The organism is Enterococcus sp. S22(2020) (assembly GCF_020295385.1).
Classification (GTDB): domain Bacteria; phylum Bacillota; class Bacilli; order Lactobacillales; family Enterococcaceae; genus Enterococcus_L; species Enterococcus_L dunnyi.
The window spans coordinates 251,887-278,857 of the sequence record NZ_JACFUD010000003.1 but is presented as its reverse complement, the minus strand read 5'-3'; the positions used below and the strand labels follow the sequence as shown (position 1 = coordinate 278,857).

At 38.1% G+C, this 26,971-nt stretch carries 27 protein-coding genes; 11 read left to right on the top strand and 16 right to left on the bottom strand.

The window, feature by feature from the left end; genetic code table 11:
* Positions 1-110: 110 nt before the first annotated feature.
* Genes H3T55_RS07065 through H3T55_RS07055 form a run of 3 tightly spaced genes read right to left on the bottom strand, consistent with a single transcriptional unit; the run spans position 111 to position 3,039 of the window.
* The gene (locus H3T55_RS07065) at positions 111-1,052 is read right to left on the bottom strand and encodes a sugar-binding transcriptional regulator (protein WP_225533920.1); all 942 of its coding nucleotides are present in this window, start codon (positions 1,050-1,052) and stop codon (positions 111-113) included.
* Positions 1,049-2,044 carry an alpha-ketoacid dehydrogenase subunit beta gene (locus tag H3T55_RS07060; RefSeq protein ID WP_225533919.1) on the bottom strand — a complete coding sequence of 332 codons (996 nt, stop codon included), beginning with the start codon at positions 2,042-2,044 and terminating at the stop codon, positions 1,049-1,051. The genes H3T55_RS07065 and H3T55_RS07060 overlap by 4 nt, the downstream gene beginning before the upstream one ends.
* Positions 2,041-3,039 (bottom strand): thiamine pyrophosphate-dependent dehydrogenase E1 component subunit alpha, encoded by a 999-nt coding sequence (locus H3T55_RS07055; RefSeq protein WP_225533918.1) that lies wholly within the window; start codon positions 3,037-3,039, stop codon positions 2,041-2,043. Before H3T55_RS07055 ends, H3T55_RS07060 begins: the two co-directional genes overlap by 4 nt.
* 193 nt (positions 3,040-3,232) lie before the next feature.
* Here H3T55_RS07055 and H3T55_RS07050 point away from each other — a divergent pair, with 193 nt between their 5' ends.
* From H3T55_RS07050 to yidA, 4 genes are all read left to right on the top strand, one after another.
* On the top strand, positions 3,233-3,592 hold the full coding sequence (locus H3T55_RS07050) for a hypothetical protein (protein ID WP_087640145.1): 360 nt from the start codon (positions 3,233-3,235) through the stop codon (positions 3,590-3,592).
* Positions 3,585-4,433, top strand: a complete 849-nt coding sequence (locus H3T55_RS07045; RefSeq protein ID WP_225533917.1) for a biotin/lipoate A/B protein ligase family protein — start codon at positions 3,585-3,587, stop codon at positions 4,431-4,433. Before H3T55_RS07050 ends, H3T55_RS07045 begins: the two co-directional genes overlap by 8 nt.
* A gap of 224 nt (positions 4,434-4,657) precedes the next feature.
* Entirely contained in the window at positions 4,658-6,028 is a 1,371-nt protein-coding gene (locus H3T55_RS07040) for an HD domain-containing protein (RefSeq protein WP_225533916.1), read from the top strand.
* Between the two features lie 27 nt (positions 6,029-6,055).
* Positions 6,056-6,862 (top strand): sugar-phosphatase, encoded by an 807-nt coding sequence (gene yidA / locus H3T55_RS07035; protein WP_225533915.1) that lies wholly within the window; start codon positions 6,056-6,058, stop codon positions 6,860-6,862.
* A gap of 88 nt (positions 6,863-6,950) precedes the next feature.
* Here yidA and H3T55_RS07030 read toward each other — a convergent pair whose 3' ends face one another.
* Positions 6,951-7,400 (bottom strand): NUDIX hydrolase, encoded by a 450-nt coding sequence (locus H3T55_RS07030; RefSeq protein ID WP_225533914.1) that lies wholly within the window; start codon positions 7,398-7,400, stop codon positions 6,951-6,953.
* Positions 7,401-7,564: 164 nt separating this feature from the next.
* Between H3T55_RS07030 and H3T55_RS07025 the strand changes: the two genes are divergently transcribed.
* Together H3T55_RS07025 and H3T55_RS07020 are read left to right on the top strand one after the other, a co-directional pair.
* Positions 7,565-7,939: a VOC family protein gene (locus tag H3T55_RS07025; RefSeq protein WP_087640150.1), complete on the top strand. Its 375-nt coding sequence runs from the start codon at positions 7,565-7,567 to the stop codon at positions 7,937-7,939.
* 230 nt (positions 7,940-8,169) lie between these two features.
* A complete protein-coding gene (locus H3T55_RS07020; RefSeq protein WP_225533913.1) occupies positions 8,170-8,889 on the top strand; it encodes a gamma-glutamyl-gamma-aminobutyrate hydrolase family protein in 720 nt (239 codons plus the stop codon).
* 87 nt (positions 8,890-8,976) lie between these two features.
* On the opposite strand, the gene H3T55_RS07015 is transcribed toward H3T55_RS07020, so the two are convergent.
* Both H3T55_RS07015 and H3T55_RS07010 read right to left on the bottom strand, forming a co-directional pair.
* On the bottom strand, positions 8,977-9,801 hold the full coding sequence (locus H3T55_RS07015) for an aldo/keto reductase (protein ID WP_225533912.1): 825 nt from the start codon (positions 9,799-9,801) through the stop codon (positions 8,977-8,979).
* 372 nt (positions 9,802-10,173) lie between these two features.
* Positions 10,174-11,190, bottom strand: a complete 1,017-nt coding sequence (locus H3T55_RS07010) for a branched-chain amino acid aminotransferase (protein ID WP_225533911.1) — start codon at positions 11,188-11,190, stop codon at positions 10,174-10,176.
* A gap of 167 nt (positions 11,191-11,357) precedes the next feature.
* Between H3T55_RS07010 and H3T55_RS07005 the strand changes: the two genes are divergently transcribed.
* Entirely contained in the window at positions 11,358-12,290 is a 933-nt protein-coding gene (locus H3T55_RS07005) for a mechanosensitive ion channel family protein (protein ID WP_225534143.1), read from the top strand.
* Between the two features lie 75 nt (positions 12,291-12,365).
* Here H3T55_RS07005 and H3T55_RS07000 read toward each other — a convergent pair whose 3' ends face one another.
* The 9 genes from H3T55_RS07000 to racE all read right to left on the bottom strand — a co-directional run bounded on the left by H3T55_RS07000 (position 12,366) and on the right by racE (position 20,997).
* Positions 12,366-13,493 carry an N-acetyldiaminopimelate deacetylase gene (locus H3T55_RS07000; protein WP_412523566.1) on the bottom strand — a complete coding sequence of 376 codons (1,128 nt, stop codon included), beginning with the start codon at positions 13,491-13,493 and terminating at the stop codon, positions 12,366-12,368.
* A gap of 149 nt (positions 13,494-13,642) precedes the next feature.
* Positions 13,643-14,848: an ABC transporter permease gene (locus H3T55_RS06995; protein WP_225533910.1), complete on the bottom strand. Its 1,206-nt coding sequence runs from the start codon at positions 14,846-14,848 to the stop codon at positions 13,643-13,645.
* On the bottom strand, positions 14,845-15,525 hold the full coding sequence (locus tag H3T55_RS06990; RefSeq protein ID WP_087640156.1) for an ABC transporter ATP-binding protein: 681 nt from the start codon (positions 15,523-15,525) through the stop codon (positions 14,845-14,847). Before H3T55_RS06990 ends, H3T55_RS06995 begins: the two co-directional genes overlap by 4 nt.
* Positions 15,518-16,672 carry an efflux RND transporter periplasmic adaptor subunit gene (locus H3T55_RS06985; protein WP_225533909.1) on the bottom strand — a complete coding sequence of 385 codons (1,155 nt, stop codon included), beginning with the start codon at positions 16,670-16,672 and terminating at the stop codon, positions 15,518-15,520. Before H3T55_RS06985 ends, H3T55_RS06990 begins: the two co-directional genes overlap by 8 nt.
* Before the next feature lie 176 nt (positions 16,673-16,848).
* Positions 16,849-17,550 (bottom strand): 2,3,4,5-tetrahydropyridine-2,6-dicarboxylate N-acetyltransferase, encoded by a 702-nt coding sequence (gene dapD, locus H3T55_RS06980; protein ID WP_087640157.1) that lies wholly within the window; start codon positions 17,548-17,550, stop codon positions 16,849-16,851.
* A 75-nt stretch (positions 17,551-17,625) separates the two neighbouring features.
* On the bottom strand, positions 17,626-18,123 hold the full coding sequence (gene cbpB / locus H3T55_RS06975) for a cyclic-di-AMP-binding protein CbpB (RefSeq protein ID WP_225533908.1): 498 nt from the start codon (positions 18,121-18,123) through the stop codon (positions 17,626-17,628).
* 184 nt (positions 18,124-18,307) lie between these two features.
* Positions 18,308-18,823 carry a metallophosphoesterase gene (locus tag H3T55_RS06970; RefSeq protein WP_225533907.1) on the bottom strand — a complete coding sequence of 172 codons (516 nt, stop codon included), beginning with the start codon at positions 18,821-18,823 and terminating at the stop codon, positions 18,308-18,310.
* Between the two features lie 10 nt (positions 18,824-18,833).
* Positions 18,834-20,180, bottom strand: a complete 1,347-nt coding sequence (gene rph / locus H3T55_RS06965; protein WP_225533906.1) for a ribonuclease PH — start codon at positions 20,178-20,180, stop codon at positions 18,834-18,836.
* Positions 20,173-20,997 carry a glutamate racemase gene (racE, locus tag H3T55_RS06960; RefSeq protein WP_225533905.1) on the bottom strand — a complete coding sequence of 275 codons (825 nt, stop codon included), beginning with the start codon at positions 20,995-20,997 and terminating at the stop codon, positions 20,173-20,175. The genes rph and racE overlap by 8 nt, the downstream gene beginning before the upstream one ends.
* Positions 20,998-21,433: 436 nt before the next feature.
* On the opposite strand from racE, the gene H3T55_RS06955 reads away from it, so the two are divergent.
* The 4 genes from H3T55_RS06955 to H3T55_RS06940 are packed head-to-tail and all read left to right on the top strand — an operon-like array spanning position 21,434 to position 24,421.
* Positions 21,434-22,162, top strand: a complete 729-nt coding sequence (locus tag H3T55_RS06955; protein ID WP_087640162.1) for an amino acid ABC transporter ATP-binding protein — start codon at positions 21,434-21,436, stop codon at positions 22,160-22,162.
* Between the two features lie 25 nt (positions 22,163-22,187).
* Positions 22,188-23,006 carry a transporter substrate-binding domain-containing protein gene (locus H3T55_RS06950; RefSeq protein WP_087640163.1) on the top strand — a complete coding sequence of 273 codons (819 nt, stop codon included), beginning with the start codon at positions 22,188-22,190 and terminating at the stop codon, positions 23,004-23,006.
* A gap of 47 nt (positions 23,007-23,053) precedes the next feature.
* Complete coding sequence (locus H3T55_RS06945) at positions 23,054-23,752, top strand: amino acid ABC transporter permease (RefSeq protein WP_087640164.1); 699 nt, start codon at positions 23,054-23,056, stop codon at positions 23,750-23,752.
* Between the two features lie 30 nt (positions 23,753-23,782).
* Positions 23,783-24,421, top strand: coding sequence for an amino acid ABC transporter permease (locus tag H3T55_RS06940; RefSeq protein WP_176372800.1), 639 nt, complete (start codon positions 23,783-23,785; stop codon positions 24,419-24,421).
* 125 nt (positions 24,422-24,546) lie between these two features.
* Here H3T55_RS06940 and pheT read toward each other — a convergent pair whose 3' ends face one another.
* Positions 24,547-26,970 (bottom strand): phenylalanine--tRNA ligase subunit beta, encoded by a 2,424-nt coding sequence (gene pheT / locus H3T55_RS06935; protein WP_225533904.1) that lies wholly within the window; start codon positions 26,968-26,970, stop codon positions 24,547-24,549.
* Between the last annotated feature and the right edge of the window lies 1 nt (position 26,971).

Here is a 26,971-nt window from a genome sequence, read left to right as displayed (position 1 = left end):
AAGGTGGTGCTCTTTACCACTTTGAGATTTTATCTTTTTCTCGAAAAATTAGCTCATGAAACTAGACAATAAAAACCGTTGTTTTTTAGTTCAAACTTAGAGTGCATCGTTCATAGCAATGCTTCTGCAATTGTCTGATCGATCACCAGTATTGTACAGCGTTTACCGATCAGTAACGGCAAAATACTTTCTGCTTTTTCCTCACCAATGGCAATCACCATAACTTCTGGCATCTCAGCAAGATCTTCTACCTTGATTCCAAGCATTCGTTTACTTATTTCATTGTTGACTGTTTGGCCATATTTGTCAAATAGTGACGCTACTGCATCTCCCTTAACTGCGGTTTGTTCGATCATATGTGCTTCCTCAACGCCAATATACCCTAATCTTTTCCAAGTAGAGCTTTCGTTCGGATTTCCAACACCAATAATTGCTAGATCTACATGTTTTGCTTGATCCATCGCGGTTTTGACTAAATTAGTCTTGTTTAAGATCTCAGCCAGTTCGATGCTTTCCGCAAGTGCAGGCGCATAAAAATACTGACAGCGGCTATTCAATTTTTCCGCTAAACGAAAAACTAAATGGTTCGTATCAAAATACAAATGCTCACTTGAAACCCCTCCGACTAGAGGACAAACTTTGATCGTAGGAAAAGAGCAATAAGGCATTTCATCGATCATATCCGCTAAAGTCGTTCCCCACGATAACCCAACAGACATATCCGGTGTCAAATGTTCTTTAAGATACATCGAAGCGGCACTGCTGACTTCTCTTTTGATCGCTTCGGGTCTTTTTTGTTCATTTGCAGGAATAACAAGTACGTCTCGCAATTGAAATTTTTTCTCCAAACGCAATCCTAATTCTACCACATAAGCTGATTCATCTTTGATCGAAATAGATACGATGCCACTATCTTTCGCTTGTTGGAGGATTTTAGAGACCACTGGACGAGAAATGCCCATTTTTTTGGCGATAACTGCTTGTGTCAGGCCTTGTTCGTAATACATTGTTACGATCTTCAACATTTTTCTTCGATTTTCACTGATCTTCATGCTTGATCCTCTTTATAAGACATCGATTGCTCGATTGCCTGAACGAGCGAATCAACTTGAGGTGTTGCTTGTGCTTCGAGTGATTTTTGAGCCGGCATTGGAACAAATTCTCCACCTAAACGTATAATCGGTGCAGCTAATTTTGTTGCCAAATCAGATTCCGCGATAACCGCAGTCAACTCCGCACTAAATCCACTATTTTTAACAGCTTCAGTAGCTACGATCACTCGTTTGGTTTTCGCAACAGACTGAATCAATGTTTGTTCATCTAACGGTACTAAAGTTCTCGGATCGACTACTTCGACCGAAATGCCTTTTTCTTTGACGATTGCTGCTACCTGTAATGCTTTGTCGACCATAATCCCAGTCGCTATGATCGTAATATCTGATCCCGTCAATTTTATATCTGCTACACCAAGCGGTAAATCATACGCTTTTTCTGGAACAGCTCCGCTTGTCTTATATAATAATTTGTGTTCATAAAACATGACAGGATTATTATCTTTGATTGCCGCATGCAGCAACCCTTTTGCATCATATGCATTTGACGGCTGTACAACTTTCAAACCAGGAATATGCGCCATCCAATTCTCTAAACTTTGCGAATGTTGAGCGCCCGCACCTGTTCCCGATCCAGCTGCCGTTCGCATCACCAAAGGAACATTTGCTTTCCCGCCATACATATAATGGATTTTTGCAGCCTGATTGACTAATTGATCCATAGCTACAGTGATGAAATCTGAAAACTGTAACTCCATTACTGGACGCATCCCTGTCATAGCTGCCCCTACAGCTGCTCCTGCAATCGCACTTTCAGAGATAGGCGTATCACGAACCCGCTGTACACCATATTTTTCCTGCAAGCCTTGAGTTGCGCCAAAACCACCGCCATAAATCCCAATATCTTCTCCCAAAAGAAACACACGTTCATCTTGAGCTAAAGCTTCGTCAAGAGCTTCATTGACTGCTTGTAAGTAAGTGATCGTTCTCATTTATTCTCCTCCGCATAGACATGTGTCCAAAGATCATTGCTTGTGGGTTCTTCATCTTGTTTGACAGAAGCAACAAGACTTGAAAACTCATTTCGGATCGACTCTTCCAGTAAACGAATATCTTCTGGAGTCATCTGATCTTGTTGGATCAACTTCGTTTCCAGCCGAACGATTGGGTCATTATATATTTGCCATTGACGACATTCTGCTTCTGATCGATACATTAGTTTATCCGATTTTGAGTGACCCTTATGCCGATAAGTCAATGCTTCAATAAGAGTAGGGCCGCCGCCATTTCTTGCCTTTTCAACGGCTTTAGCAACCGTTTGAGCAACTTCATCCAAATCATTACCATCGATTGTAATCCCTTCGATACCATAGCTTTTTCCACGTTCAGACAGCTGGTCGATATTGACCATCTGCTCGATCGAGCTGCTCATTCCATATTGATTGTTTTCGATAAAATATATCACCGGCAATTGCCAAATAGACGCTAAATTCAATGCTTCATGGAAGCTGCCTTCATTGGTGGCTCCATCGCCAGCATAGCATAACACTACTTGGTTTGACCCTTGCATTTGGGCACTAAGAGCTGCTCCAGCTGCAATCGGAAAACCAGCGCCTACGATCCCATTCGAACCTAGATTACCAACATCTAGATCGGCGATATGCATACTACCGCCCTTTCCCTCATTCGTTCCTGTTTTTTTTCCTAACATTTCAGCAAACATTGCACGGATGTCTGTTCCTTTTGCAATACAATGCCCATGGTTTCTATGTGTAGACACAATCCAGTCACTTTGATCAAGAATGCCGGCTCCACCGACCGCTGTTGCTTCTTGTCCTATACATAGATGCATTGTGCCATGCAGCTCTCCCTCATCAAAAAGTTGCTGGATCATTTCTTCGAATATTCGAATCTCCCACATTTTTCTTAATGCAGAAACATTATCAAGTCGAGCATTCTTTTCGGTCATGCTTATTTTCAGATTCATGCACTTACTCCTTTGCAATTGTTCATCTTGTGATCATATGTAAATATATTATAGTTTTCCTGCTTCAATAGCAAGATTTTCTCCATCTTTTTTTGATTTCTTTAAGATTTTTCAACTTTAGTTATTATTTATCCGCAATGAAGCATGATTTTTCGCTTAAATCGTATATAATAGATAATGGAGGTGGATAAAGATGTTATTTCACGATGAAAAAGCAATGCTCTTTTGTATGCATTGCCAAAAAGAAACACTACATGATATTCAGTATATGAATGAAATCATTTCCAGCATCGAATGCGTTGAATGCCATAACCAGATGAGTATTGACATTGATGCGATGAATCAATTTTATCACTACTTATACGAACGCTTAGTTTCAAAACCCGGTCGCTTAACAGAAGAAGCCCGTCAAGATTTCAGTAAATTTCTCGCAACGATGCCTATGCGTATCATCAGCAAGCCAATGCGGTTTACAAATGAATATAACCAGATGAATAAAGAAGTAAAAGATTATGTCTCTCGGGTGAAGCAGGATGACGATGCAGATGAATAGTTTAGAACGTTTATCCCACTTCGATTCTATCTTTTTGTATGATCAGCAGTGTTTGACTCAAAAAGATTATTTTTTGCCTTTTGCCTTAACTGATGTTCTGACGACATATACAGGTATCCGCCAACAGCCGATCATCCATTTTTGGCAGTTAGATCAAGCGATGATCCTTGGAATGAAAGACACTCGTGTCACTGATCTTTCAGCTGGTCTGACCTCTTTAGAAAAGTCCGGCTATCATCCTGTTGTTCGTAATGCAGGCGGATTGGGCGTGATTGCAGATGAGGGCGTCTTGAACATCTCACTGATTTTACCAAATACTGCTGATAAAAAGCTGAGTATCGATCAGGGGTACACGCTGATGTGGGAATTGATAAAACTTACGTTTGAAGATTCTACGCATAAAATCAATGCTTTTGAAGTGACAGAATCTTACTGCCCAGGCACTTTTGATTTAAGCATTGATGGAAAAAAATTTGCGGGAATTGCTCAACGCCGCGTCAAAGATGGTATTTCTGTTATGATTTATTTAAGCGTAAACGGAGATCAACAAAAGCGTAGTGAGAGTGTCCGTGATTTTTACAAAGCAAGCTTAGGGATAGATTTCGGCAAAAATGGTTACCCGCCTGTCAATCCGGCTGTCATGGCAAATTTGGAAGACTTACTTCAGACCAGACTCTCTGTTGGTGACGTCAAACAAAGGCTGCTTGATACATTAGCATCAAAAAATGAATTTACAGTAAATGACCAAGCTCTTTCTACGTTACTTCGATCAGAATGGTTTATCACTGAAACAAATAAACAACTCGAAAAAATGAAGCAGCGTAATCAGCTATTAGATTAATTTTTTCAAAATAATTTTCAGCGTGAGATAAAGCAAAAAAATCAGCTTTATTTTGCACTCTGAAACTTAAAAAAGGTGGAAACAAAAGTAGATAAACTGTGTTGCATAGTACCTCACTTTGTTCCGATCACATCAATCTCTAAATATCAAAGATACTAAGAATTGGAGGACTTGGTTTTCGGAGCCTGATACTTTTGTCCCATCCTCACTAAAGGAGTGAACAGATGCCAACCCCATATAAACACCAAATTTTACCGATCGAAAAAGTCTTTCGTGACCCTGTTCATAATTATATCCACGTGCAACATCAGGTAATCCTTGATTTGATCAATTCTGCAGAAGTTCAACGACTACGTCGAATCAAGCAGCTCGGCACGTCCTCTTTTACTTTTCATGGTGCAGAGCATAGTCGCTTTGCTCATTCATTGGGCGTCTATGAGATCACACGCAGAATTTGTGATATTTTCCAGCGAAATTACTCTGCAGAATATTTAGGTGAAGAAGGTTGGGATGATAATGAACGATTAGTGGCACTTTGTGCTGCTTTGTTGCATGATGTCGGTCATGGTCCCTATTCTCATACGTTTGAGCATATTTTTAAAACAGATCATGAAGCAATTACCGTAGAAATCATTACTTCACCTGAAACAGAGGTTTTCCAAATATTGAATCGTGTGTCAGCTGATTTTCCAGATAAGGTTGCTAGTGTCATCAAGAAGACATATCCTAATCCTCAAGTCGTTCAAATGATTTCAAGCCAGATCGATGCTGATCGAATGGATTATCTTCTTCGGGATGCCTATTTTACTGGAACAGAATATGGTACATTTGACTTAACCAGAATTTTACGCGTGATTCGTCCATATAAAAATGGTTTAGCCTTTGCAATGAATGGTATGCATGCTGTCGAAGACTATATCGTCAGTCGTTATCAGATGTATGTGCAAGTCTACTTCCACCCTGTTTCACGTGGTATGGAAGTGATTTTAGACCATCTGCTTAATCGCGCAAAAGAGCTATATGAAGAAGCACCAGAAGATTACCAGCTTCATTCTCAGTTACTGGTTCCTTTCTTTAAAGGAAATTATTCATTGCAGGATTATTTGAAATTGGATGACGGTGTTTTGAATACTTACTTTACTCAGTGGACGTCATTGCCAGATCCTATTCTGACAGATTTAGCAAATCGATTTTTGATTCGTAGACCACTCAAATCAGCTACTTTTTCAGGCAATCGCGATTCTGTCACAATCAGGCATTTAAAGGCATTGATCGAAAAAGTTGGTTACAATCCTCAATATTATACAGCGATCAATTCGAGCTATGACCTTCCATATGATTTTTATCGGCCGGAAAAACATAGTCATCGTACCCAAATCGAGATTATGCAAAAAGATGGTACTCTGGTCGAGTTATCTAAAGTTAGTCATTTAGTTGCTGCTTTAGCTGGTCAGACCCAAATCGATGAACGCTTTTTCTTTCCAAAGGAAATGATCGACCCAAAAAGACAGCAACATTTTGATTTATTCGATGACACGTATCGTGAATTTGCAGCCTACATTCATAACGGTGCATTAGTCGAAGGAAAACAATAATTAAAAAGAGAGATACAGGAGGAAGTTATGTCAGTCAAATTAGTAGCAATAGATATCGATGGAACACTACTTGATTCAAACAGAAAGATCACACCGAAAGTGAAAGAGACACTTCAAAAGGCCAATGAAAAAGGTATTTACATTGTTCTTTGTACTGGTCGTCCATTACCTGGAGTGAAAGATCAGTTAACTGAATTGGATTTATACGGTGATAATGATTATGTTATCACTTATAATGGCTCTTTAGTTCAAGCTACCAAAACAAATAAAATCATTTCTGAATATTCTTTAAGTTATGATGACTTTTTAGAAATCGAATTGATGTCTCGCAAAGTCGGTACTCATCTGCATACGATCGATGACAAAGCAATCTATACTGCAAATCGCGATATCGGGAAATACACTGTTCACGAAGCTTATTTAGTGGGCATGCCTTTAAAGTATCGTACTGTTGAGGAAATGACACCTGATTTGTCGATCATCAAAATGATGATGATCGACGAGCCGGAGATTTTGGACAAAGCAATCAGCCAGTTACCGGAAGAATTCTCTAATAAATATACAACAGTTAAAAGCACAGATTTTTATTATGAGATTTTAAACAAAGAAGCAAGTAAAGGAAATGCACTAGCAAAATTAGCTGATCATTTAGGAATCCAACAATCAGAAGTTATGGCTATCGGCGATAACGAAAATGACTTATCTATGATCGAATATGCCGGAATCGGTGTAGCGATGGGTAATGCGACTGAGAGTGTGAAACAGGCAGCAGATATTCAAACCAGCAGTAATGATGAAGACGGTGTTGCTGAAGTTTTATTAAAATATTTGTAACAAACAAGGAGCAGGCACATAACTCTATGAGTTATGCCCTGCTCCTTTTAAAAATGAGTCATCAGTGGAACCTATCTATTTCGATCTCTTAGTGTAATAAACTCGCTTGCCATTTTTTTACTGCCCATTTATGACTGCCGCGCTTCAACAGAGAGACCCCCTCTTCTACGCTGACCCATTCAATTCCATTTGTTTTTTCTAAAGGTTCACAAATTTGTTTCCAAGCATCTGCAACGAAAAAGTACCCAGGATTATAATAATCGGTACTGCGATGTCTTGAGTGGAAGTATTCGTCCGCTTGCCCCAAATAAGAGCCGATAGCTACTTCAATACCTAATTCTTCAATCATTTCACGATCTATAGCTTCTTCTTTAGTTTCTCCTTTTTCAATTTCTCCGCCTGGTAAAAAATAGGCCCCATTTGGTGCTTGGATTAAAACAATCTCACTATTGTTTTTTCTGGAAATAATAATATAAGCACCTAACCTTTTTTTATAGACCAATTTTTCCGATTTTTCACCGAACGACGGTGTTTCCATACAAACAACTCCCTTTTCGTTTAAGTCAATTTTACATGAGAATTTTCTAATGAACAAGTATTATCTAAACTTTTCAATCACAAATCGAGGAATATTTGTGCTACTATAAGATTGTCAGTAGATTTTTCTACGATAGATTTATATTTGAAAGGATGATACCTCATATGAAAATGGCCCATACTTGTGTACGTGTCAAAGATTTAGAAGCATCTCTAGAATTTTACCAAAAAGCTTTCAATTTTGAAGAAAGTCGCCGTCGTGATTTTCCAGAACATAAATTTACATTAGTCTATCTAACACTTCCTGGCGACGGATACGAACTTGAGCTAACATATAATTACGATCATGAAGCATATGATTTAGGTGATGGCTATGGTCATATCGCTATTAGTACAGACGAAATCGAGAAACTTCACGAAGAACAAAAAGAAGCTGGTTTTAATGTTACTGACATGAAAGGTTTACCTGGTACTCCGCCATCGTATTACTTTATTACTGATCCCGATGGATATAAAATCGAAGTCATTCGTGCTCGTTAATCACTAAAGAAGAAAAGATAAAAGTCACTTCGAACAATCGGCCTTTTTTGCGAAGTTGCCGAAGAATCTGACTTTTGGCCCTCATTTATTAAGAGTTAGTATCTAAGACAAAACCGTTTTTTAGTTTTGTCTTGGGTATTTTTTTATTGATGTCTCCTAAAGCTATTTCTACTCTTTTTTTGAGAAAGAATGATAAACTATTGCTACATGATAATAAAGGATGTGTTTATATGCAACAAATAATAGGCATTGCTGCTAACCAAATTATTCAACACGTTGATGTTTTTCACGGAAATCACGTAACGTATACTCCACAAGGATTTGTAACGGCTGTTCAGCAAGCGAACGGATTACCTTTAGTATTACCGATCGGATCAAAAGAAGCAGCCAAAGCATATATTGAAAAAATCGACAAATTATTATTAGCTGGCGGACAAGATATATCTCCAGATTTATTTGGAGAAGAACCTCACCCAAAGCTTGAAGAAACGAATCGAAACCGTGATTTTTTTGAACTTGCATTGATTGAGGAAGCACTCAAACAACAAAAACCAATCTTTGCTGTTTGCCGCGGTATGCAATTACTCAATGTCGCTTTAGGCGGAACATTGTACCAAGATCTCTCATTATATGCAGATTGGAAAGTCAAGCATGTTCAACAGCCAACCCAACCACAGTTCGCGACGCATGATGTAAACATAGAAAAAGATAGTACTCTCCATCAACTTTTTGGTGCAAAAGCTCGGGTCAATTCTTACCATCATCAAGCCATTCACACATTAGCTGATACACTAAAGGTCAGTGCTACTTCTACTGACGGACTGATAGAAGGCATTGAGTCAATCGATCCTGTAAAACGTATTTTAGGTGTTCAGTGGCATCCTGAATTACGATTTGAAGCTGAAAGAAACGAGTTCAAACTGTTCGACTATTTCGTCAATGAGCTTTAGCCATTATCACAAAAATAAAAGTACGGGACAAAACTTAGCATTCGTTTTGTCCCGTACTTTTTATTTTGCTATCTTTATTTTCGCTAACTAAAAATCAAAATTGTCAGGATCTGGACCAATACGTTCATTTGTATTCAACTGATCGATTCGTTCCATTTCATCCTTACTTAATTCAAAATCAAAAACATCGAAGTTTTGTTTGATTCGATCCTCATGCACTGATTTTGGAATAACAATGATATCATTTTGTAAATGCCAGCGAATGATAACTTGTGCAGCAGTTTTATTATGTGTTTTCCCAATTTCAATCAAGACAGGATTTTCAAGAATTTTCCCTTGACCTAAAGGTGACCACGCTTCTGCAGCAATATTATGCTCAGCTAAGAAACGACGTAAAGGCTCTTGTGTCAATGTTGGGTGTATTTCAACTTGATCGACAACAGGTTTTACCGTTGCGTCTTTCAGGAGATCCTCAAGGTGATGTTCGTGGAAATTAGAAACACCGATTGCTTTTGCTCGGCCACTATGATAAATCTCTTCCATCGCACGCCAAGAATCTTTATATTTCCCTTCGACTGGCCAGTGAATCAAATATAAGTCAACATAGTCTAACCCAAGTTTCTCTAAGCTCTTATCAAAGGCTTTAAGAGCTGACTCATATCCTTGGTCCGCATTCCATAATTTAGTTGTAACAAAAATCTCTTCTCTAGGAACTCCAGACTGACGAATCCCTTCTCCTACGCCTTCTTCGTTTTTATAAGCTGCAGCAGTGTCGATCAAACGATATCCTGTTTCAAGCGCCCATTTTACAGAATTTACTGCTTCTTTCCCATCTTCTACCTTCCAAACGCCCAAACCTAAGCGAGGAATGATAGAACCATTAGCCAATTCTTTTGTTGTTTCAAAAGACATACATCGGTCATTCCTTTCCATATAAAATTTTTTCTTACTTTATTATACTCCTAAAGTATCCAGATGAAAAACAACTCATTTTATAAAAAGTTATGTTTTCCTAAATCGATACCTTTTATAAAAGAGTGAACAAGTTAAAAAAGAGCTTCAAATCAGCTTATACATAGACTCTCTATTATTAATCACACCTTGATCATTCTATTTTGGGAGCTGCAAGTTTCTCAATCTGATGAATACTTATTAATCGCAAAGTAGCGGCCATGACAACCTGCCTTTTTTTATTTTCTGTATCTAAGCTAAGTCTTTTAAAGAAACAAAAAATCTCGAAAGTCACTTTTAACAAGTGAGCTCTCAAGATTTTATTGTAAAGTTCTATACGCTGATATTTCTGATCCAGCCTGCTGGTCCTGGAATATCACCAAATTGAATGCCTGTAAGCTCATCATATAATCGTTGAGTGACTGGACCAACTTCATTTTCACTGTAAAACACATGAAAATCATCTCCAACTTGGATCCCGCCGATCGGTGAAATGACAGCAGCAGTTCCGCAAGCTCCAGCTTCTTTATATTGATCCAGCGAATCAAGATAAACATCTTCTTCTACCGCTTCTAAGCCCAAATTGTGCTCGGCAAGATGCAAAAGTGAATACTTTGTGATACTCGGTAAAATAGATGGAGACAATGGTGTAACGAAACGATCGTCTTTTGTGATTCCAAAGAAATTAGCTGAACCTACCTCTTCGATCTTTGTATGTGTCGCCGGATCAAGGTAGATACAATCTGAAAAACTTCGCTCTTTTGCTTCTTCACCTGGAAGTAAGCTTGCAGCATAATTTCCTCCAACTTTGATCGCTCCTGTGCCATGAGGGGCCGCACGATCATATTCTGAAACCACAAAATTAGTCGGTACTAAGCCGCCTTTAAAGTAAGCACCAACTGGCATACAAAACACAGTAAACAAATATTCAGGGGCTGGATGAACTCCGATCCCTTGACCTACTCCGATCAACAGCGGACGGATATAGAGGGTTCCACCACTTCCATAAGGTGGAACGAAAGCTTCATTTGCCTTTACTACCTCTTCAACTGCTTGAATAAATTTTTCTTCTGGAACTTCAGCCATCAATAGTCTTTTGGCACTGCGGTTCATACGCTTTGAGTTCTCATCTACTCTGAATAAATTGATAGAACCATCTTTGCACCGATAAGCTTTAAGCCCTTCAAAACATTGCTGTCCATAATGGAGGGCTGCAGAGCCTTCATGTAAATGAAGAACATTATCTTCAGTCAGTTTCCCTTCATCCCATTGACCATCTTTCCACATCGAAATATAACGAAAAGGTGTTTTTATATAGTCGAAGCCTAAATTATCCCAATCTAATGTCATGCAATCACTCCTTATTTTCAGAATATTGTAACATATTCCCAATCACTTTGTTAACCTTTTTACAGAAATAATGACATCTTTTTTCAATTTCAAGTATAATATGAAGAGTACAAATGGGAGAGGAATGCTTTCTCCCTTCAAAACAGTCAAAGAAAGTTGGGTTATTATTGCTTATTTTGGGACAATCTATTTCCAGCAGTACATTAGACAGCACGGCAGATTCTACGCTTGATATAAAAGTAGCCACTGAACGAAAAGTGAATGCTCTACAGCGTTTTTGGAACGATATCAATTGGGATCACATTTTAGCTGTTGTGATTGAAAAAACGATCTATTTAGTTTTATTGATTTTACTTTTCATCGTTTTAAATCGTATTGGAAAACTATTGATCGATCGAGCATATAACAACTATAGCAAAAAGCAATCTTTTAGCGAAAGTCGTCTAAAAACTTTGCATACATTGATCATCAATGCGTTTCAGTATACATTATTTTTCTTCTTTATTTATTCTTTATTGACAACTGTCGGTGTTCCTGTAGGGTCCTTACTTGCTGGTGCTGGGATCGCAGGTGTAGCAATTGGTTTAGGCGCGCAAGGCTTTATGAATGATATCATTACCGGCTTTTTCATTATTTTAGAACAACAAATGGATGTTGGTGATTATGTTCGTCTGACTGCCTTAGGCATTGAAGGAACTGTGACTTCTGTCGGTCTTAGAACGATTCAAATGAAGGCTCTTGACGGAACTGTCCATTTTATCCCTAATCGTAATATTACAACTATCAGTAACCTTTCACGTTCTAATATGCAGGTGTTAATCGATGTGCGGATTATTCCTGATGAAGGATATGACCAGATCGTTGCAGTCATCGAACAGGTAAATCAGGAGCTTAAAGAAAAATATTCCGAAAGTATCCAGTCTGGACCAACGGTTTTCGGAATGGTTGATTTAGGCAACGGAAACTTTGCTATTCGGACGACGATGTATGTGTTAAATGGAAAACAAGCAGTGATCCGAGAAGAATTTTTGGCACAGTACGTCAAAAAATTGTCAGAAGCGAATTTCTCCATACCAAATACACCGATTACTTTAAAATAGATGTTTTCGTCTTGCCGTTTATTCGTTTTAAAGGGACTAGTCCGTAACTCGTAGAGTTATGTCCTAGTCCCTTTTTTATTTATCTAATGATTTTAAAAATGCAGAAATATGCTTGACTGCGAAAGGAATCGCTTCTTCTTTCGGATCGAATTTAGCTGAATGTAATCCATAAGCACTGTCTACACCTAACCAAAACATTGTTCCCGGAACCTTCGATAATAAATACCCAAAGTCTTCACCTGTCATCGCTACTCCCGCTTCATAAAATGAAACCTCTTCTTCTCGTTCCATAAAACGCATAAAACGCTCTGTTGTCACTTGATCATTGATAACAGGAACATACCCTTTTTGATCTAAAAAAACATCTACCTCGCAATTAAATGATTTTGCAATTCCCTCTCCAATTTCCCGGATTCTTTTTTGAGTCAATTGATTCATCTCATCTGTAAGTGTTCGAATCGTCCCAGAAATCGTTGCTTTTCCAGCGATCACGTTTGTAGTACTTCCTGCATTGAACGTCCCAAAAGTCACAACTGCTCCTTCTACCGGATTGACATTGCGGCTGACAATCGTCTGAGCTTGCTGCACAAAACTCATACCAGCAATGATCATATCATTGGAATCTTGAGGAAACGCTGCATGTCCGCCTTTGCCAACCAATGTAACTTGTACCTCACAAGTCGCAGCAAACAACGTTCCCACTTTGGTTGTGATCGTTCCTACCGGCAGATCAGGATTGACATGCAATCCATAAAATTCATCAGGCAACCATTCTCCAAAGGCACCTCCGTCATACATCAGCATTCCTCCTGCTTCATTTTCTTCAGCAGGTTGGAAAAGGAATAAATAATTATTTTCAGGTTGCTCTTTTGCTAACTGTTCCAATAGACCTAAAGCAATCGTCATATGAAAATCGTGCCCGCAGGCATGCATGAATCCCTCTCGCACCGATTTGAAATCAGAAGTAACCTCTTCAGTAATGGGTAACCCATCGATATCTGTCCGCCAACCGATTGTTTTTTTAGGGCTTTTCCCATGGATAAAAACTAAAATACCTGTCTGCCAAACCTTTACTTCTATATAGTCCTTCTCAATTTGACGGATCAACGTCAATAGTTTTTTTTGTGTTTCAATTTCTTCCAAGCCAATCTCAGGTATTTGATGCAACTGTCTGCGAATCTCTATCAATCGATCATTAATCACTATTTATCTGCCTCTTTTCTATTTCATAAGACTTATTGTTCAACAAAAAAAAGAATCTGTCAATCGTTGAATTACGCTAACACTGATTGTCGAGAAAATAAAAAAATAAGACCAAACAAGATTTCTGTTTGGTCTTACTTCCGTAGCAACTATTTCATAATATCGATTAGATCCTTTTTAGAAGCTTCTGATGCAGGCATATAACTAAACGCGATCCCAATCAAAGCTGAAATTCCTACTGCTAAGGAGATTGTAAATAAATCTGGGCGAACCGCAAACGGTAAAAATAGAGAGGTCAAAAGCCCTAAAAGCATACCAAGAAGATAGCCGATCAAACCGCCAAGTAAAGTCAATGTCAGTCCTTCTGCCAAAAATTGTTTGCGAATATCTTTCTCTGTTGCTCCCAACGCACGGCGAATACCGATTTCTTTTGTTCGTTCAGAAACAGAAATGTACATCATGTTCATCACACCCACACCTGCAATAAACAATGAAATTCCAGCAACTGCAGAGATAAACAACGTTAAGTTATCTAAAATCTTACCCATTTCAGCAATATCTGATTTAGGGTTATACTGTTCATATTCTCCAACATTACGCAAACTACCATTAAAATTCAACTGCTTCAATACTTCTGCAGTGATTCGTTCCTTATCTCGTACATTTTCTACTTCTAAATTTAAAATTGATTGGCTTTCCTTTTTCTTAAAGTAACGATCATAACTGTTTATCGGAAAATAAGCCAAAGGTGCTTGATTTTCCATCGATAACGTGCCATTTTTATTAGCAGTAATACCGACGATCGTAAATAATTCGCTGCCAACTTCAAACCCTTTACCCAATGCTTGCTCAGGGTCACCATATAATTTTTGTGCTAAAATCTCATCGATCACAACGACTTTGTTCAACGTTTCACTGTCTTTAGGTTCAAGTTGACGGCCTTTCAATAATTGAAGAGTCGTTTGTTCCACACGTTCAACTGTTTTTGTCAGCTTCTTTTCTCTGATATGAATTTCCACTTGACGTTCAGTCAATTTTTGCTTCGGCTCGTAAAAATCTACTTTCTTAACGCCTTTTACATTTTTTATTAAATCTAAATCACTTTTTTTAAAAACTTCATTTTCAGTGAATGCATTAGCAACATCATAATAATTAAACGTTAAATTGTTGACGTTTTCGTTAGTGTTAGTCATTGACATTTTATCGATCATATCTCGTTTGAACCCATTACCGATCGACACGATCGTAATTACTGATGCAATACCGATGATTATGCCGAACATCGTCAGAAAGCTACGTTTTTTATTTTTTAAAATAGACTTTAGTGCTGTCTTCCAGAGAACATAACTTTTCATTTAATCAGCTCCTCTTCCAAGATCATGCCGTCTTTTACACGGATCAAGCGATCGCAGTAAGAAACCATTTCTGGATTATGCGTAACTAAAATGATCGTTGCGCCTTCTTTACGATTTAATTCCTGAAATAACTGCATGATGTCTTCTGAGGTCTTTGAATCTAATGCGCCTGTTGGTTCATCTGCAATAATAAATTTAGGAGAATTGACGATTGCTCTAGCAATCGCCACACGTTGCTGCTGACCACCGGAAAGCTGTTTCGGATATTTATTGCCCTTATCCGGCAAGCCTACTTTTTCAAGAACTTCCTGAACTCTCTCTTTGGTATTCTCGTAAGCTGATCCATTATAAAGCAGTGGTAATTCAATATTTTCAAAAACCGTATTATTTTCAATCAAGCTAAAATTTTGGAAAACAAAACCGACAGAACGATTTCGAATCGCAGAAAGATCTTTATCTGAAAAATCAGTGATTTCTTTTCCTTCAAAAAGATATTTCCCTTCAAATTTCTTATCAATAAAACCGATCAAATTGATCAAGGTTGATTTACCGGAACCAGACGGCCCCATGACTGCCACAAATTCCTTTTCATTGATTTCAAAGTTGATATCTTTCAGCACATGAAGTTGTTCTTCTTCTAGTGAGTAATACTTGTTTATATGTTCCAGTTTAATCATTTTCGACCACCTGCACTTCTGCATCGTTTTTTAATGATTCATCAGGATTATCAATGATCGTCATTCCTTTTGAAACACCGGATTCTACAACTTTAGCATTATTGCTGTCAGAAAGTTTCACTTCAGTTTTTTTAGCTCGTCCATTTTTATAGATATAAACAAAAGTTTGTTTGCCTTCGGTCACAATTGCACTTTGAGGTAAGATCAATTGAGGCTGCTGCAAAGAAACTTGTGCTGAAGAACCATAAGGCCAAGGAAAATCACCTTCTACAGTAAACTCATAGGTCGGGATCTCGCTTTCTCCGCCAGTACTTGTTTTAGGTAATTGATTGATCGTTCCAACTTTCCCTGCAACTTCTTGGTTTGAACCGATAGAAGTAACACTAACTTCCTGACCTGTTTTTAATTTTGAAAGATCATACTCTGTTACAGTTCCTTTAATTTGTTTTGATTTGCTCAAAACTCTTACCAAAGGAATATCTAATGACTTTTTCCCAGCTTCATTCACGATCGCAATTCCATCTTGGGTAGCTTGGACTGTCGTCACGATTTTTCCTTGCTCCGTTTCCAGTGTTGCTGCTTCGTCATTCACATCAGTATTTGCTAATTCTAATGCCTGTTGTGCTTGAATCACTTCACTATTAGCAGCAGTCAATTCAGTTTGTTGCTGCTCTACCTTACTTTTTAGTGTTTCTTTTATTTCTGGATCAGTTTCACGATCCACGTCTGCTTTACTTTGGTTTAAAGCAGCTTGTGCCTCATTGTATTTCGTTTGTGCATTCGTTAAGTTTTGCGCAGCTTGTTGTGCTGTCAAGCTACTTTTATTTACTGTTCGCTGTTGTTGATCGGCGCGAGTCTGAGCATCACTATTTTGATAGTTCAGCACTACTTCTCCAGCTTTGACTTCCTGTTCATTTTTGACTGGGATCGATGCGATCGTTCCTAAAGTTTGATCATAAAAAATATCTTCGCTTTGAGTAGCGTTGATTTCTCCTTTTAGCACAAGAGGATCTAGCGGCTCCAGCTTAAATGCACTATAACTCGGTTCACTATTTTTATTTGAAGAAGATAAGAAAAAATATCCTCCGATCCCTAAACTAAGAATAACGCCGCCGATAACCCATTTTACTTTTTTGTTCTTCATCATCATAATTCCTCCTACAATCTATCTAATAATGATTATAGATGTTTAATGACACTTCAAAAAGCGAATAGACGAACAGTTTTCTTACATATTTGAAAGCTTAAAAAAGAATAGATGAGACAGCCTAAGCGTCCCACCTATTCTTTTTTTCATATCTCGTTATCATTTAGTGTGGATGATCAAAGCTTTCTCAATTCATCCAGCATCGTTGTTTTACTCTTGGTTTTAGCATCGATATCTTTGATTTTTCTAGCAGGAACTCCCGCAACAACTGTGTAGGGCGCAACATCATCGACCACAATTGCACCAGCAGCAACCACTGCTCCTTCACCTACTCTAACGCCTTCCAAAACAACGGCGTTTGCTCCGATCAAGACATTGTCCTCAATTACGACAGGTTGAGCACTTGGCGGTTCAACAACACCAGCCAGTACTGTTCCAGCACCAATATGACAATTCTTACCTACGGTTGCTCTTCCACCTAAAATTGCACCCATATCGATCATTGAGGATTCACCGATCACCGCCCCAATATTAATAATAGCACCCATCATAATGACCGCTTGATCCCCGATCTCCACTTGATCACGAATAATCGCTCCCGGTTCAATACGTGCGTTGATTTCTTTAATATCAAGCATCGGGATCGCTGAATTTCGAGCATCATTTTCAACAACGTAATCCTCTATCGCTGCTTCATTTTCACTTAGAAAAGCCTTAATATCTTCCCATTCTCCAAATAACGTTCCTGTTTTGCAGTTCGTAAAAGCTTGGATCGTTTCTGGAAACGTAACTTCTTTTAGCTTTCCTTTCAATGTCACCTTGACAGGCGTTTTCTTTTTAGCATTGCCAATATAATTGATAATTTCATATGCGTCCATTAAATAACTCCCTTCAAACTTTACAGTAAAATAATCATTTTACAGATTTTTAGCTTAACAGAAAAACGAAAAAAATCAAACAACTTTTATTTCTCGATGATCCTCTTCTGATTTTGGTAAAATGATATTTTTTCGCTCTAATTCGTGAGCCATATGATTGATTGCTTTAAGTAGCTCTTTGCGCGTAATGATTCCTTTGAATCGTTGATTATCATCAACAACAGGTAAAAATGCTGCATCTACTAACAAATGCAGGATATCCTCCAGCTCCCAATTTTCACCGATCACAGGAACATTGACCTCCATCACATCTGCAACTGTAAATTCTTTCAATTTATCAAAATCAACCGAGCTGATATCAAACATTTTATCTACAACATCTGATAAACTGATCAATCCGACAAATCGGTCCCCTTTATCCAAAACAGGAATTTTTGAATACTTTACTTGTGATAAAACCAATAATGCATGACTAAGCGGATTCAAACACATTACGTTTGCAACGTTTTCCGCAGGTATTAAAAATGTATCTTCTTTTTCTAATAATAATTCTTTTACAGCAGATCCAATCATTGGAGTGCCTCCATTTCATTTTCTTTGCCACAAACTCTATTTTACCGAAAACGGATGCAAATGTCTTGAAATTCAAACTTTTTTCATAACTCTTAAAAAAAATTAAGCTTTGAACACAATTTCTTCACTTTTAAAAAAGCAAGGTGAAAACAAATCGATTGTTCAACACCTTGCTGTTAGATGATCAATATTTGCTAAAATTAAATGATAGCTCTTTAAACGGCTGATGATCCCGTCCAAAATATTGAACATGGTATTTATCTTCTGTACTTTCAATGATCGCATACGATTGTAATTGGATCGGTCCTCTGGGCAGCCGAATACTTCCAGGATTCAGGTATAAAATATTGGCCCGGACTTCACAGCCGATTTCATGTGTATGACCAAATAGTGCGATATTGGCAGAAGCCTGTGATGCCTGCAAAGAGAGCGTCGTTAAATCATAACGAACGTTAGCCAGGTGCCCATGTGTCATAAAAATCGTGTCCATTTCAGTTTTTTCAACAATTTTCTCAGGAAATGCCGGATCATAGTCGCAATTTCCTTTCACAACTTTAAAATCCTGCCATAAGGAATCGGTTGGTTCAAGTTCTGAATCACCACAATGGAACATTCGATCGACTTTGCCACGATAGGTTTCAGCCAAATCCACTAAAACATCACGATCTCCATGATTGTCACTTACAACTAAATATTTCATTGATTTCCTCCTACTTTTTCAACCAATCTTCCCATTGATCTTTTAATTTTGCGACTGCTTTAGCTCTATGGCTGATCTCATTTTTGCGTTCATCAGACAATTCTGCGGCAGTTTTTTGTTCTTCGGCTACGAAAAATAATGGATCATACCCAAAGCCATGCTCACCTCTTGGAATCGTACCAACAATACCTGCCCAATCACCTTCAACCACTAAACTTTCCTTATGTGGTGCTGCAAAAACAAGGGTACAATGAAATGTTGCCGTTCTTTTTTCTGATGGTATTCCCGTCATTTCATGAAGTAATTTTGCGTTGTTCGCAGCATTGTTCGTTGGTTCACCTGCAAATCTTGCAGAAAAAATCCCTGGTCGTCCGCCTAATGCATCAACGATCAAACCAGAATCATCAGCCAGGACCGGCTGTTGTAAAAGTTCAGCAATCGTTTCTGCCTTTAAACGTGCGTTTTCTTCAAATGTCTTTCCAGTCTCTTCCACATCAGGAAGCTCTGGATAATCTAATAACGTTTTTACCTGATAGCCTTTTTCTGCAAAAATCTTCGTAAATTCCTTTGCTTTTCCAGGGTTTCTAGTTGCAATAACGATCGTATTTTCCTCTACAGAATGGTTCTGTAGATCAGGTGCTAAAAGTGCTTCTTTTTGATACGCAATCAGTTCTTCGATTCCCGTTTTTCCGTAAAAAAGCAAGGCATTCAGCTCATCTCCCGAAAAAGTGGATTCCTCTCCCGTCCCTTGGAGCTCCACGAAATTTCCTGATTCTGTCATCACTAGATTCATATCAACAGCAGCTGCAGAGTCTTCTTCATAATCTAGATCCAAGACACAATAACCATCTTCCAAAATGCCCGCGCTGACAGCTGCCAAGTATTCTTTGATCGGATCTTCTTTTAATTCTCCATTTTTCATCAGTTTGTCTACTGCTAACTTCATTGCTACAAATGCTCCTGTAATACTTGCCGTACGTGTCCCTCCATCTGCTTGTATTACATCACAGTCAACGATGATACTTCGTTCTCCAAGTTTAGCCAGATCGACCACCGCACGTAAAGAGCGGCCGATCAGTCTTTGGATTTCCATTGTTCTGCCCGTCAATTTTCCTTTGGCGCTTTCACGAATATTTCGGGTGTTGGTTGCACGCGGCAGCATACTATACTCCGCTGTGACCCAACCCGTTCCCTGATCTCTTAAAAATGGTGGAACCTTTTCTTCCACCGTTGCTGAGCAGATGACTTTTGTATCACCAAATGAAATGACTACGGAACCTTCCGGATGTTTATAGACATTCGTCTCAATGATGATCTTTCTCAATTCTTTTGCTTGTCTACCATCATGTCTATTCATTCTTTAACTTTCCCCCTAATCGAATCTGTTTTACAGTAAGACCTTCTAAACCTAACCATTCATCCGCAATTTCTTTGAACATTTTAGCGGAACCTGTCGTATAAAATTCATGAGGTGCCTTTTCTGATGATGGTGTATTAGCAAGGTCAAAATAATCTAAAAGCATACTAACTTCTCCCACTGTCTCAGCACCTGAGTCAATCAGCTTTACTTGATTGCCCATCACATTTTGAATCAACGGACGCAACAACGGGTAATGCGTACACCCCAAAATCAATGTATCCAGCTTTTTAAGCAACAATGGATGCAATGTTTCTGATACTACCTTCTTAGCAACCGAAGAATGAGTTTCATTACTTTCAACGATCGGAACAAACTTAGGACAAGCTAAACTACTAACAAATGTTTTTGGCGCTTTTCCTTTCAATGCGTATTCATACGCACCACTTTTGATCGTACCAGCTGTTCCGATCACTCCAACTCGATTATTTTTTGTTGCTTTCAATGCCGCTCTAGTACCTGGAAGAATCACGCCAACTACAGGAATATCTAATTGTGCCTTGATAGACTCCAATGCTACAGCAGTTGCAGTATTACAAGCTATCACTAGCATTTTTATATTTTTATCTAATAGAAAATCAGTCATTTCCCAGGAAAACTGGATAACTTGTTCGGCTGGTCTAGGGCCATAAGGGCAGCGTGCTGTATCACCTAAATAAATCAACTGCTCATTGGGAAGCTGCTTTAACGCTTCTTTAACAACCGTAAGTCCTCCGACTCCGGAATCCATAAAACCTATCGCTCCATGATTTTTCAAATTGATCAAACCTTTACAGTATATTTCAACACTTTTATTTTCTACTTTTTAATGTTTTATTTCAAGTTTAATTATCAAAGCTCCTCTATTATACCATTCTTCTTGATGTTTTTTTATTGTTTGTTATCCATTAACAAAAAAAACTAGCAATCTCTTTTTTCATATGTTATAATTTCTAACATTAACAAACGAATAGAATTATGATTATTAGATTAGATTAAAAAGATAAATGTGCTTAGAAAAAGAATATTCTTTCACAGTAAAAAACGATACCTCTGTCAACTAAAGATGATAAAACGTTTTTTTACAAAATTCTATTTTGTTTCTTTTCATCGAAGGTGATACTTTTTCTTTTTTCTTGCACTATACTTTTGCCCTAATCACTCATAATCTTTTGATATTCATGTGATAAATCTATACATAAAGGAGATTTGCTATGATTTCGTTGGAGCATGTAAATAAGTTTTTTGGAGAACATCACGTTTTGAAAGATGTTTCTTTAAATGTCAACGAAGGGGAAAAAATTGTTATAATCGGACCTTCTGGTTCGGGGAAAAGCACTTTGATTCGCTGTATCAACCGTTTGGAAAAAGTTAGTGATGGACATATTTTCGTTGATGGGATCGATATAACGGAACCAAAAGCCCCTGTGCAGGAAGTTCGCCAAAAAGTAGCGATGGTCTTTCAGAACTTCAATCTTTACGCCCATAAGACAATTATTCAAAACTTGACCCTAGCCCCTATCAAAGTAAAAGGTGTCAGCAAAGAAGAAGCAACCAAAACTGGTATGGAATATTTGGAAAGAGTCGGACTTGCAGACAAAGCAAATGCTTACCCTTCACAACTTTCAGGTGGACAGCAACAACGGGTCGCCATTGCTCGGGCATTGAATATGCATCCGGAGATCATTCTTTTTGACGAACCGACATCAGCGCTTGATCCTGAAATGATTCAAGAAGTATTAGATGTAATGATCGATTTGTCTAAACAAAATATTACAATGATCTGCGTTACTCATGAAATGGGATTTGCCCGTCAAGTAGCCGATAAAGTGATTTTTATGGATGACGGTCAAATTATTGAGACTGGGACTCCTGAACATTTCTTTACAAATACACAAAACGAACGTGCAAAAGAATTTTTAAGCAAAATCATTCATAATTAATGATAAAAATAGGAGGAATTGAAATATGAAAAAGATGAAAAAAATTGTAGGCGCCCTTTCCCTTACTTTATTGCTTGGTTTAGTTGTAGGCTGCAGCAGTGGAGATGATACAAAGTCAGCTGATTCATCAGGTAAAACGACAGATCTTCAGAAAATAAAAGATGCGGGTGTTATCAAAGTCGGTGTAAAAGAAGATGTACCTAATTTCGGTTATATGAATCCTGATACGAATAAAAACGAAGGAATGGAACCAGATATTGCTCGTTTGCTTGCAAAAGAGTTGACCGGCAGCGAAGATAATGTTGAATTTGTCGGTGTAACAGCTAAAACTCGTGGTCCTCTTTTGGATAACGGTGAGTTAGATATGGTCATCGCAACCTTTACGATTACCGATGAGCGAAAAGAAACTTATAACTTCACTACCCCTTACTATAAAGATGAAGTAGGCTTCCTTGTAAGAAAAGCAGATAAATTTACAGATACTAAGAGTCTTGATGGAAAAACGATCGGCGTTGTTCAATCTTCGACAACAAAAGATGCGATCGAGAAGCAAGCAAAAGAATTAGGTGTCACATTTAAATATCAAGAGCTAGGTTCTTATCCAGAATTAAAAACTGCATTAACGTCAAAACGTATCGACGCTTTTTCTGTCGACAAATCTATTTTGACCGGCTATGTGGATGATAATACTGAAATTCTCAAGGATGGATTCTCACCACAAGAATATGGGATTGCGACTAAAAAGTCGAATACTGAGTTAAATGACTTCTTGAATGAATCGATCGAAAAATGGGAAAAAGACGGAACATTAGATAAAATCTACAAAACATGGAATCTAAACTAAATCCCAGTCGATTTTATTTAGTTTTTCTGGACTTGGGAGGGAATTAGATGTTGATTATATTAAATGCCAGCCCTTTTGCTCTTTTCCGTTGGGAAGCTTTGCTTAAGGACTGGAAACTGTTTGGCGACGCCTTTCTTTATACAATTCTTCTGGCTGTCGGCTCTCTGATCGTTGCAATGATTCTCGGCATTATTTTCGGTAGTTTATCTTCAATGCATAATAAACTACCAAAAATAATCAGTAGAATTTATGTTGAGTTTTTTCAGAATACACCATTATTGATTCAATTTATCGTTGTTTATTATGGATTTCCTTTGATCAGCCCCGCTTTGACCTTTCCGACAACATTTATTGCCATTCTATGTGTTGGTTTATATCATGGCGCTTATATTTCTGAAGTTGTTCGCTCAGGGATCGGTGCAGTTCCGAAAGGACAATTTGAAGCAGCTTATTCCCAAGGATTTTCCTATGGCGAAACGATGCGTTACGTTGTTTTACCGCAAGCTTGGCGAATCATGCTGCCGCCATTAACAAATCAAGTGGTCAACTTGATCAAAAATACATCGACGGTCGCTATCATTTCGGGAGCAGATGTCATGTTCACAGCAAATAGTTGGTCTTCTATCAACTTGAATTATATTCCAGCTTTTGCTTTAGCAGGGTTTTTATATTTCATTCTGTGCTTCCCGTTAGCTAAACTAGCACGAAGATTAGAAGAAAATAATAAGAAAGCTTATACCAGATAGGAGAGTGCATAAATGTCTTTTTCAGAACAAATGAGTCAACTTTTGACGGGGAATAATTTGCGCTTTTTATTCGATGGATTGAAGCTCACTCTTTATATTTCTTTTATTTCGATCGTTTTAAGTACGATTTTTGGTACTATTTTAGCTGTACTTCGAAATCAGAAAAAAGGACCTTTAAAGTTTTTGGCCAGTCTCTATATCGAGATCGTCCGCAATATTCCTAATTTACTATGGATTTATGTAATATTTTTGATCTTCAAGATCAAATCAACGCCAGCTGGAATCGTCAGCTTCACTGTTTTCACTACAGCTGCTTTAGCTGAAATTATCCGCGGTGGCTTAAATGGTGTTGACAAAGGGCAAAAAGAAGCGGCACGCTCGCAGGGATTCAGCAATTTTCAAATCATTTTGTATATCGTCTTACCTCAGGCGATTCGAAATGTCCTGCCGGCAATCGTATCTCAGTTCGTTACTGTGATCAAAGATACAAGTTTCTTGTATTCAGTTATTGCTTTGCAAGAATTGTTTGGCAAGTCTTATATTTTGATGGGACGCTATGCTCAGACAGAGCAAGTCTTTATGATATACGGTCTCGTTGCCTTGATGTATTTTGTTATTAACTTTTCTATTTCTCAGTTTTCAAGATGGTTGTCTCGAAACTGGGTCTAAAACAAAAATCATCTGAGTTCAATTAGTTGGTGCAAAATTATCGAAGAAGCTAATTTTTTAGCATCTTTATAGAAAAGGAACCTCATACAAAACTTTTTTAGTTTTGTATGAGGCTCCTTTTTAACTTATCTAATGCTTACATCAAATTGTTCAACTAATGCTTTTTCCACTTTTGTTAGCGATTGGTTGATTTCTTCATCTACTAACGTTGCTTCTGAGTTAACAAATGTCAGGCTGTAAGCCATTGATTTTTTCCCGTCTGCAATGTTCGCGCCTTGATATACATCGAACAAATGAACAGATTGCAAGTATTTTCCAGCATTCATTGTAATTGTTTCAACTAATGCTTGATTAGTGATAGTTTCATCTACTAAAAGTGCAATATCCCTAGAAATCGCTGGGAATTTTGTTACTTGTTGGTAGACAAACGAATGTCCGCTTACTTCAACGATCGCTTGTAAGTTCAATTCCGCAACATAAGTTTCTGGAATATCATATTCTTTTGCAATTGTGGGATGAACTTGTCCGACAAAGCCAATGACCTTCTCATCGATTTTTACTAACGCTGTTCTTCCTGGATGCATTTCAGCGTAGTCATTGACCGCTTCATACGTCACGACATCTTTTAATCCGATCGAATCAAACATACCTTCTAAAATTCCTTTAACTGTATAAAAATCAACAGGTGTTTCTTTCGTTTGCCAATCTTTTATCGTTTGATTTCCCGAAATAGCTACTGCTAAATGATTTTCTTCATAGGGTAATTCTTGAGCTTCATCTTCGTTTTTATAAAAAACTCGTCCGATTTCATATAAGCCAACATTTGAATTCTTACGCGCCGTGTTATAAAGAACGTCATCCAATAAACCTGAAATCAGATTCATTCTTAACGTAGAACGCTCCTCACTCATTGGCCATTGAAGTTTTGTTGCTTCGCTTGCTCTCATCATAAATTGACTAGATTTTTCTTCTGTTGTCAATGCATAGCTAATCGCTTCACTAAGTCCGCTGCCTTCCAATAGCCCTTTTATTTTACGGACTAGCTGTTGACTATCAGTTAAGCTTCCAGCAACTGTTTCTCCTTTTGGTAATGTCGAAGGTAAATTGTCATAGCCATAAATTCTAGCCACTTCTTCGATCAAATCCGCTTCAATTGAAATATCCCAACGTCTTGGAGGTACAGTCACTGTATATTCTCCATTATTGAATGAATAGTTAAATCCTAATGCTTCAAAAATTTCGCTGATGATTGCTTCATCTAAAGTCGTTCCAAGATATTCATTGATACGATCGATCGTCACGCTAACGTTCACTTCCTCAAGAGTGACTTTTGAACCTACACTCTTTCCTGAAACAACAGTTCCGCCTGCAAGTTTTGCAATCATTCCAGCAGCCAAATCTCCCGCTTCTCCAACCGTTGCTTGATTGATTCCTTTTTCAAAACGACTGGAAGATTCGCTGCGTAAATTGAATTCTTTGGATGTTCTGCGGATAGATAATGAATCAAACAAGGCAGACTCTAACGCTACAGTTGTTGTCCCATCTGTGATTTCTGAATCTGCTCCGCCCATAACACCAGCAAGGGCAACTGGAACGTCACCATTTGTGATAACGATATTCTCGCTTGATAGCTCTCTTTTTTCCCCGTCTAAGGTGACTAGCTCTTCCCCTTTATTTGCTCTTCTAACAAGGATCTTCTTGCTATTTAATTTATCATAATCAAACGCATGTAATGGTTGACCAAAAAGCAATAAAATATAGTTCGTTACATCAACGACATTATTGATTGGACGGATTCCTTCATTCATCAAACGATTTTGCAGCCAGAGTGGGCTTTCTGCAATTTTTACATCTTTGATGATTCTGATTTGATACGCTGGTGCATCCTTTGTATCTGTTACTTCAACATCAATGTAATCAGAGGCTGTTTCGCTCATATCTTCCATCAAGGGTTCGTCATTGAAAGAAGGTGTCTGACGATAAATCGCGCCAACTTCATAAGCTACACCGCGCATACTCAGCGCATCAGCACGATTTGGTGTAATCGATAATTCGATGATATGATCATCCATATCTAAATAAGGAAACACATCTGTCCCATTCACAGCCTCATCAGGCAGATAATAAATTCCATCCGAATAAGCTTTAGGAATAACATTATCTGAATAGCCCAATTCTTGAAGAGAACAAATCATTCCATTTGATACTTCTCCACGCATTTTTCCTTTTTTGATTTTTTGATTTCCTGTAATACGAGAACCAGGCAGAGCCACGATCACTTTGATCCCAGCTTTAACATTTGGCGCACCACAGACAATCTGAGATAATTCTTCTTCACCGATGTCCACTTGGCAAATCGATAAATGATCTGAATTGGGATGAGGAATGCATTCTTTGACCTCGCCCACAACAATTTTTTTCAATCCATCTTCAGGTACTTCCACACCTTCGACTTCGATCCCTGTCACAGACATTTTATCAGATAATTCTTTAGCAGAAATTTTAGAAAGATCTAAATACTCACTTAACCATTTATAAGAAACTAACATT

Excerpts from the sequence above, each read along its gene's own strand:
- H3T55_RS07065 (WP_225533920.1), bottom strand. The coding sequence starts at position 1,052 with ATGAAGATCAGTGAAAATCGAAGAAAAATGTTGAAGATCGTAACAATG.
- H3T55_RS07060 (WP_225533919.1), bottom strand. The coding sequence starts at position 2,044 with ATGAGAACGATCACTTACTTACAAGCAGTCAATGAAGCTCTTGACGAA.
- H3T55_RS07055 (WP_225533918.1), bottom strand. The coding sequence starts at position 3,039 with ATGAATCTGAAAATAAGCATGACCGAAAAGAATGCTCGACTTGATAAT.
- H3T55_RS07050 (WP_087640145.1), top strand. The coding sequence starts at position 3,233 with ATGTTATTTCACGATGAAAAAGCAATGCTCTTTTGTATGCATTGCCAA.
- H3T55_RS07045 (WP_225533917.1), top strand. The coding sequence starts at position 3,585 with ATGAATAGTTTAGAACGTTTATCCCACTTCGATTCTATCTTTTTGTAT.
- H3T55_RS07040 (WP_225533916.1), top strand. The coding sequence starts at position 4,658 with ATGCCAACCCCATATAAACACCAAATTTTACCGATCGAAAAAGTCTTT.
- yidA (WP_225533915.1), top strand. The coding sequence starts at position 6,056 with ATGTCAGTCAAATTAGTAGCAATAGATATCGATGGAACACTACTTGAT.
- H3T55_RS07030 (WP_225533914.1), bottom strand. The coding sequence starts at position 7,400 with ATGGAAACACCGTCGTTCGGTGAAAAATCGGAAAAATTGGTCTATAAA.
- H3T55_RS07025 (WP_087640150.1), top strand. The coding sequence starts at position 7,565 with ATGAAAATGGCCCATACTTGTGTACGTGTCAAAGATTTAGAAGCATCT.
- H3T55_RS07020 (WP_225533913.1), top strand. The coding sequence starts at position 8,170 with ATGCAACAAATAATAGGCATTGCTGCTAACCAAATTATTCAACACGTT.
- H3T55_RS07015 (WP_225533912.1), bottom strand. The coding sequence starts at position 9,801 with ATGTCTTTTGAAACAACAAAAGAATTGGCTAATGGTTCTATCATTCCT.
- H3T55_RS07010 (WP_225533911.1), bottom strand. The coding sequence starts at position 11,190 with ATGACATTAGATTGGGATAATTTAGGCTTCGACTATATAAAAACACCT.
- H3T55_RS06995 (WP_225533910.1), bottom strand. The coding sequence starts at position 14,848 with ATGAAAAGTTATGTTCTCTGGAAGACAGCACTAAAGTCTATTTTAAAA.
- H3T55_RS06990 (WP_087640156.1), bottom strand. The coding sequence starts at position 15,525 with ATGATTAAACTGGAACATATAAACAAGTATTACTCACTAGAAGAAGAA.
- H3T55_RS06985 (WP_225533909.1), bottom strand. The coding sequence starts at position 16,672 with ATGATGAAGAACAAAAAAGTAAAATGGGTTATCGGCGGCGTTATTCTT.
- dapD (WP_087640157.1), bottom strand. The coding sequence starts at position 17,550 with ATGGACGCATATGAAATTATCAATTATATTGGCAATGCTAAAAAGAAA.
- cbpB (WP_225533908.1), bottom strand. The coding sequence starts at position 18,123 with ATGATTGGATCTGCTGTAAAAGAATTATTATTAGAAAAAGAAGATACA.
- H3T55_RS06970 (WP_225533907.1), bottom strand. The coding sequence starts at position 18,823 with ATGAAATATTTAGTTGTAAGTGACAATCATGGAGATCGTGATGTTTTA.
- rph (WP_225533906.1), bottom strand. The coding sequence starts at position 20,180 with ATGAATAGACATGATGGTAGACAAGCAAAAGAATTGAGAAAGATCATC.
- H3T55_RS06955 (WP_087640162.1), top strand. The coding sequence starts at position 21,434 with ATGATTTCGTTGGAGCATGTAAATAAGTTTTTTGGAGAACATCACGTT.
- H3T55_RS06950 (WP_087640163.1), top strand. The coding sequence starts at position 22,188 with ATGAAAAAGATGAAAAAAATTGTAGGCGCCCTTTCCCTTACTTTATTG.
- H3T55_RS06945 (WP_087640164.1), top strand. The coding sequence starts at position 23,054 with ATGTTGATTATATTAAATGCCAGCCCTTTTGCTCTTTTCCGTTGGGAA.
- H3T55_RS06940 (WP_176372800.1), top strand. The coding sequence starts at position 23,783 with ATGAGTCAACTTTTGACGGGGAATAATTTGCGCTTTTTATTCGATGGA.
- pheT (WP_225533904.1), bottom strand. The coding sequence starts at position 26,970 with ATGTTAGTTTCTTATAAATGGTTAAGTGAGTATTTAGATCTTTCTAAA.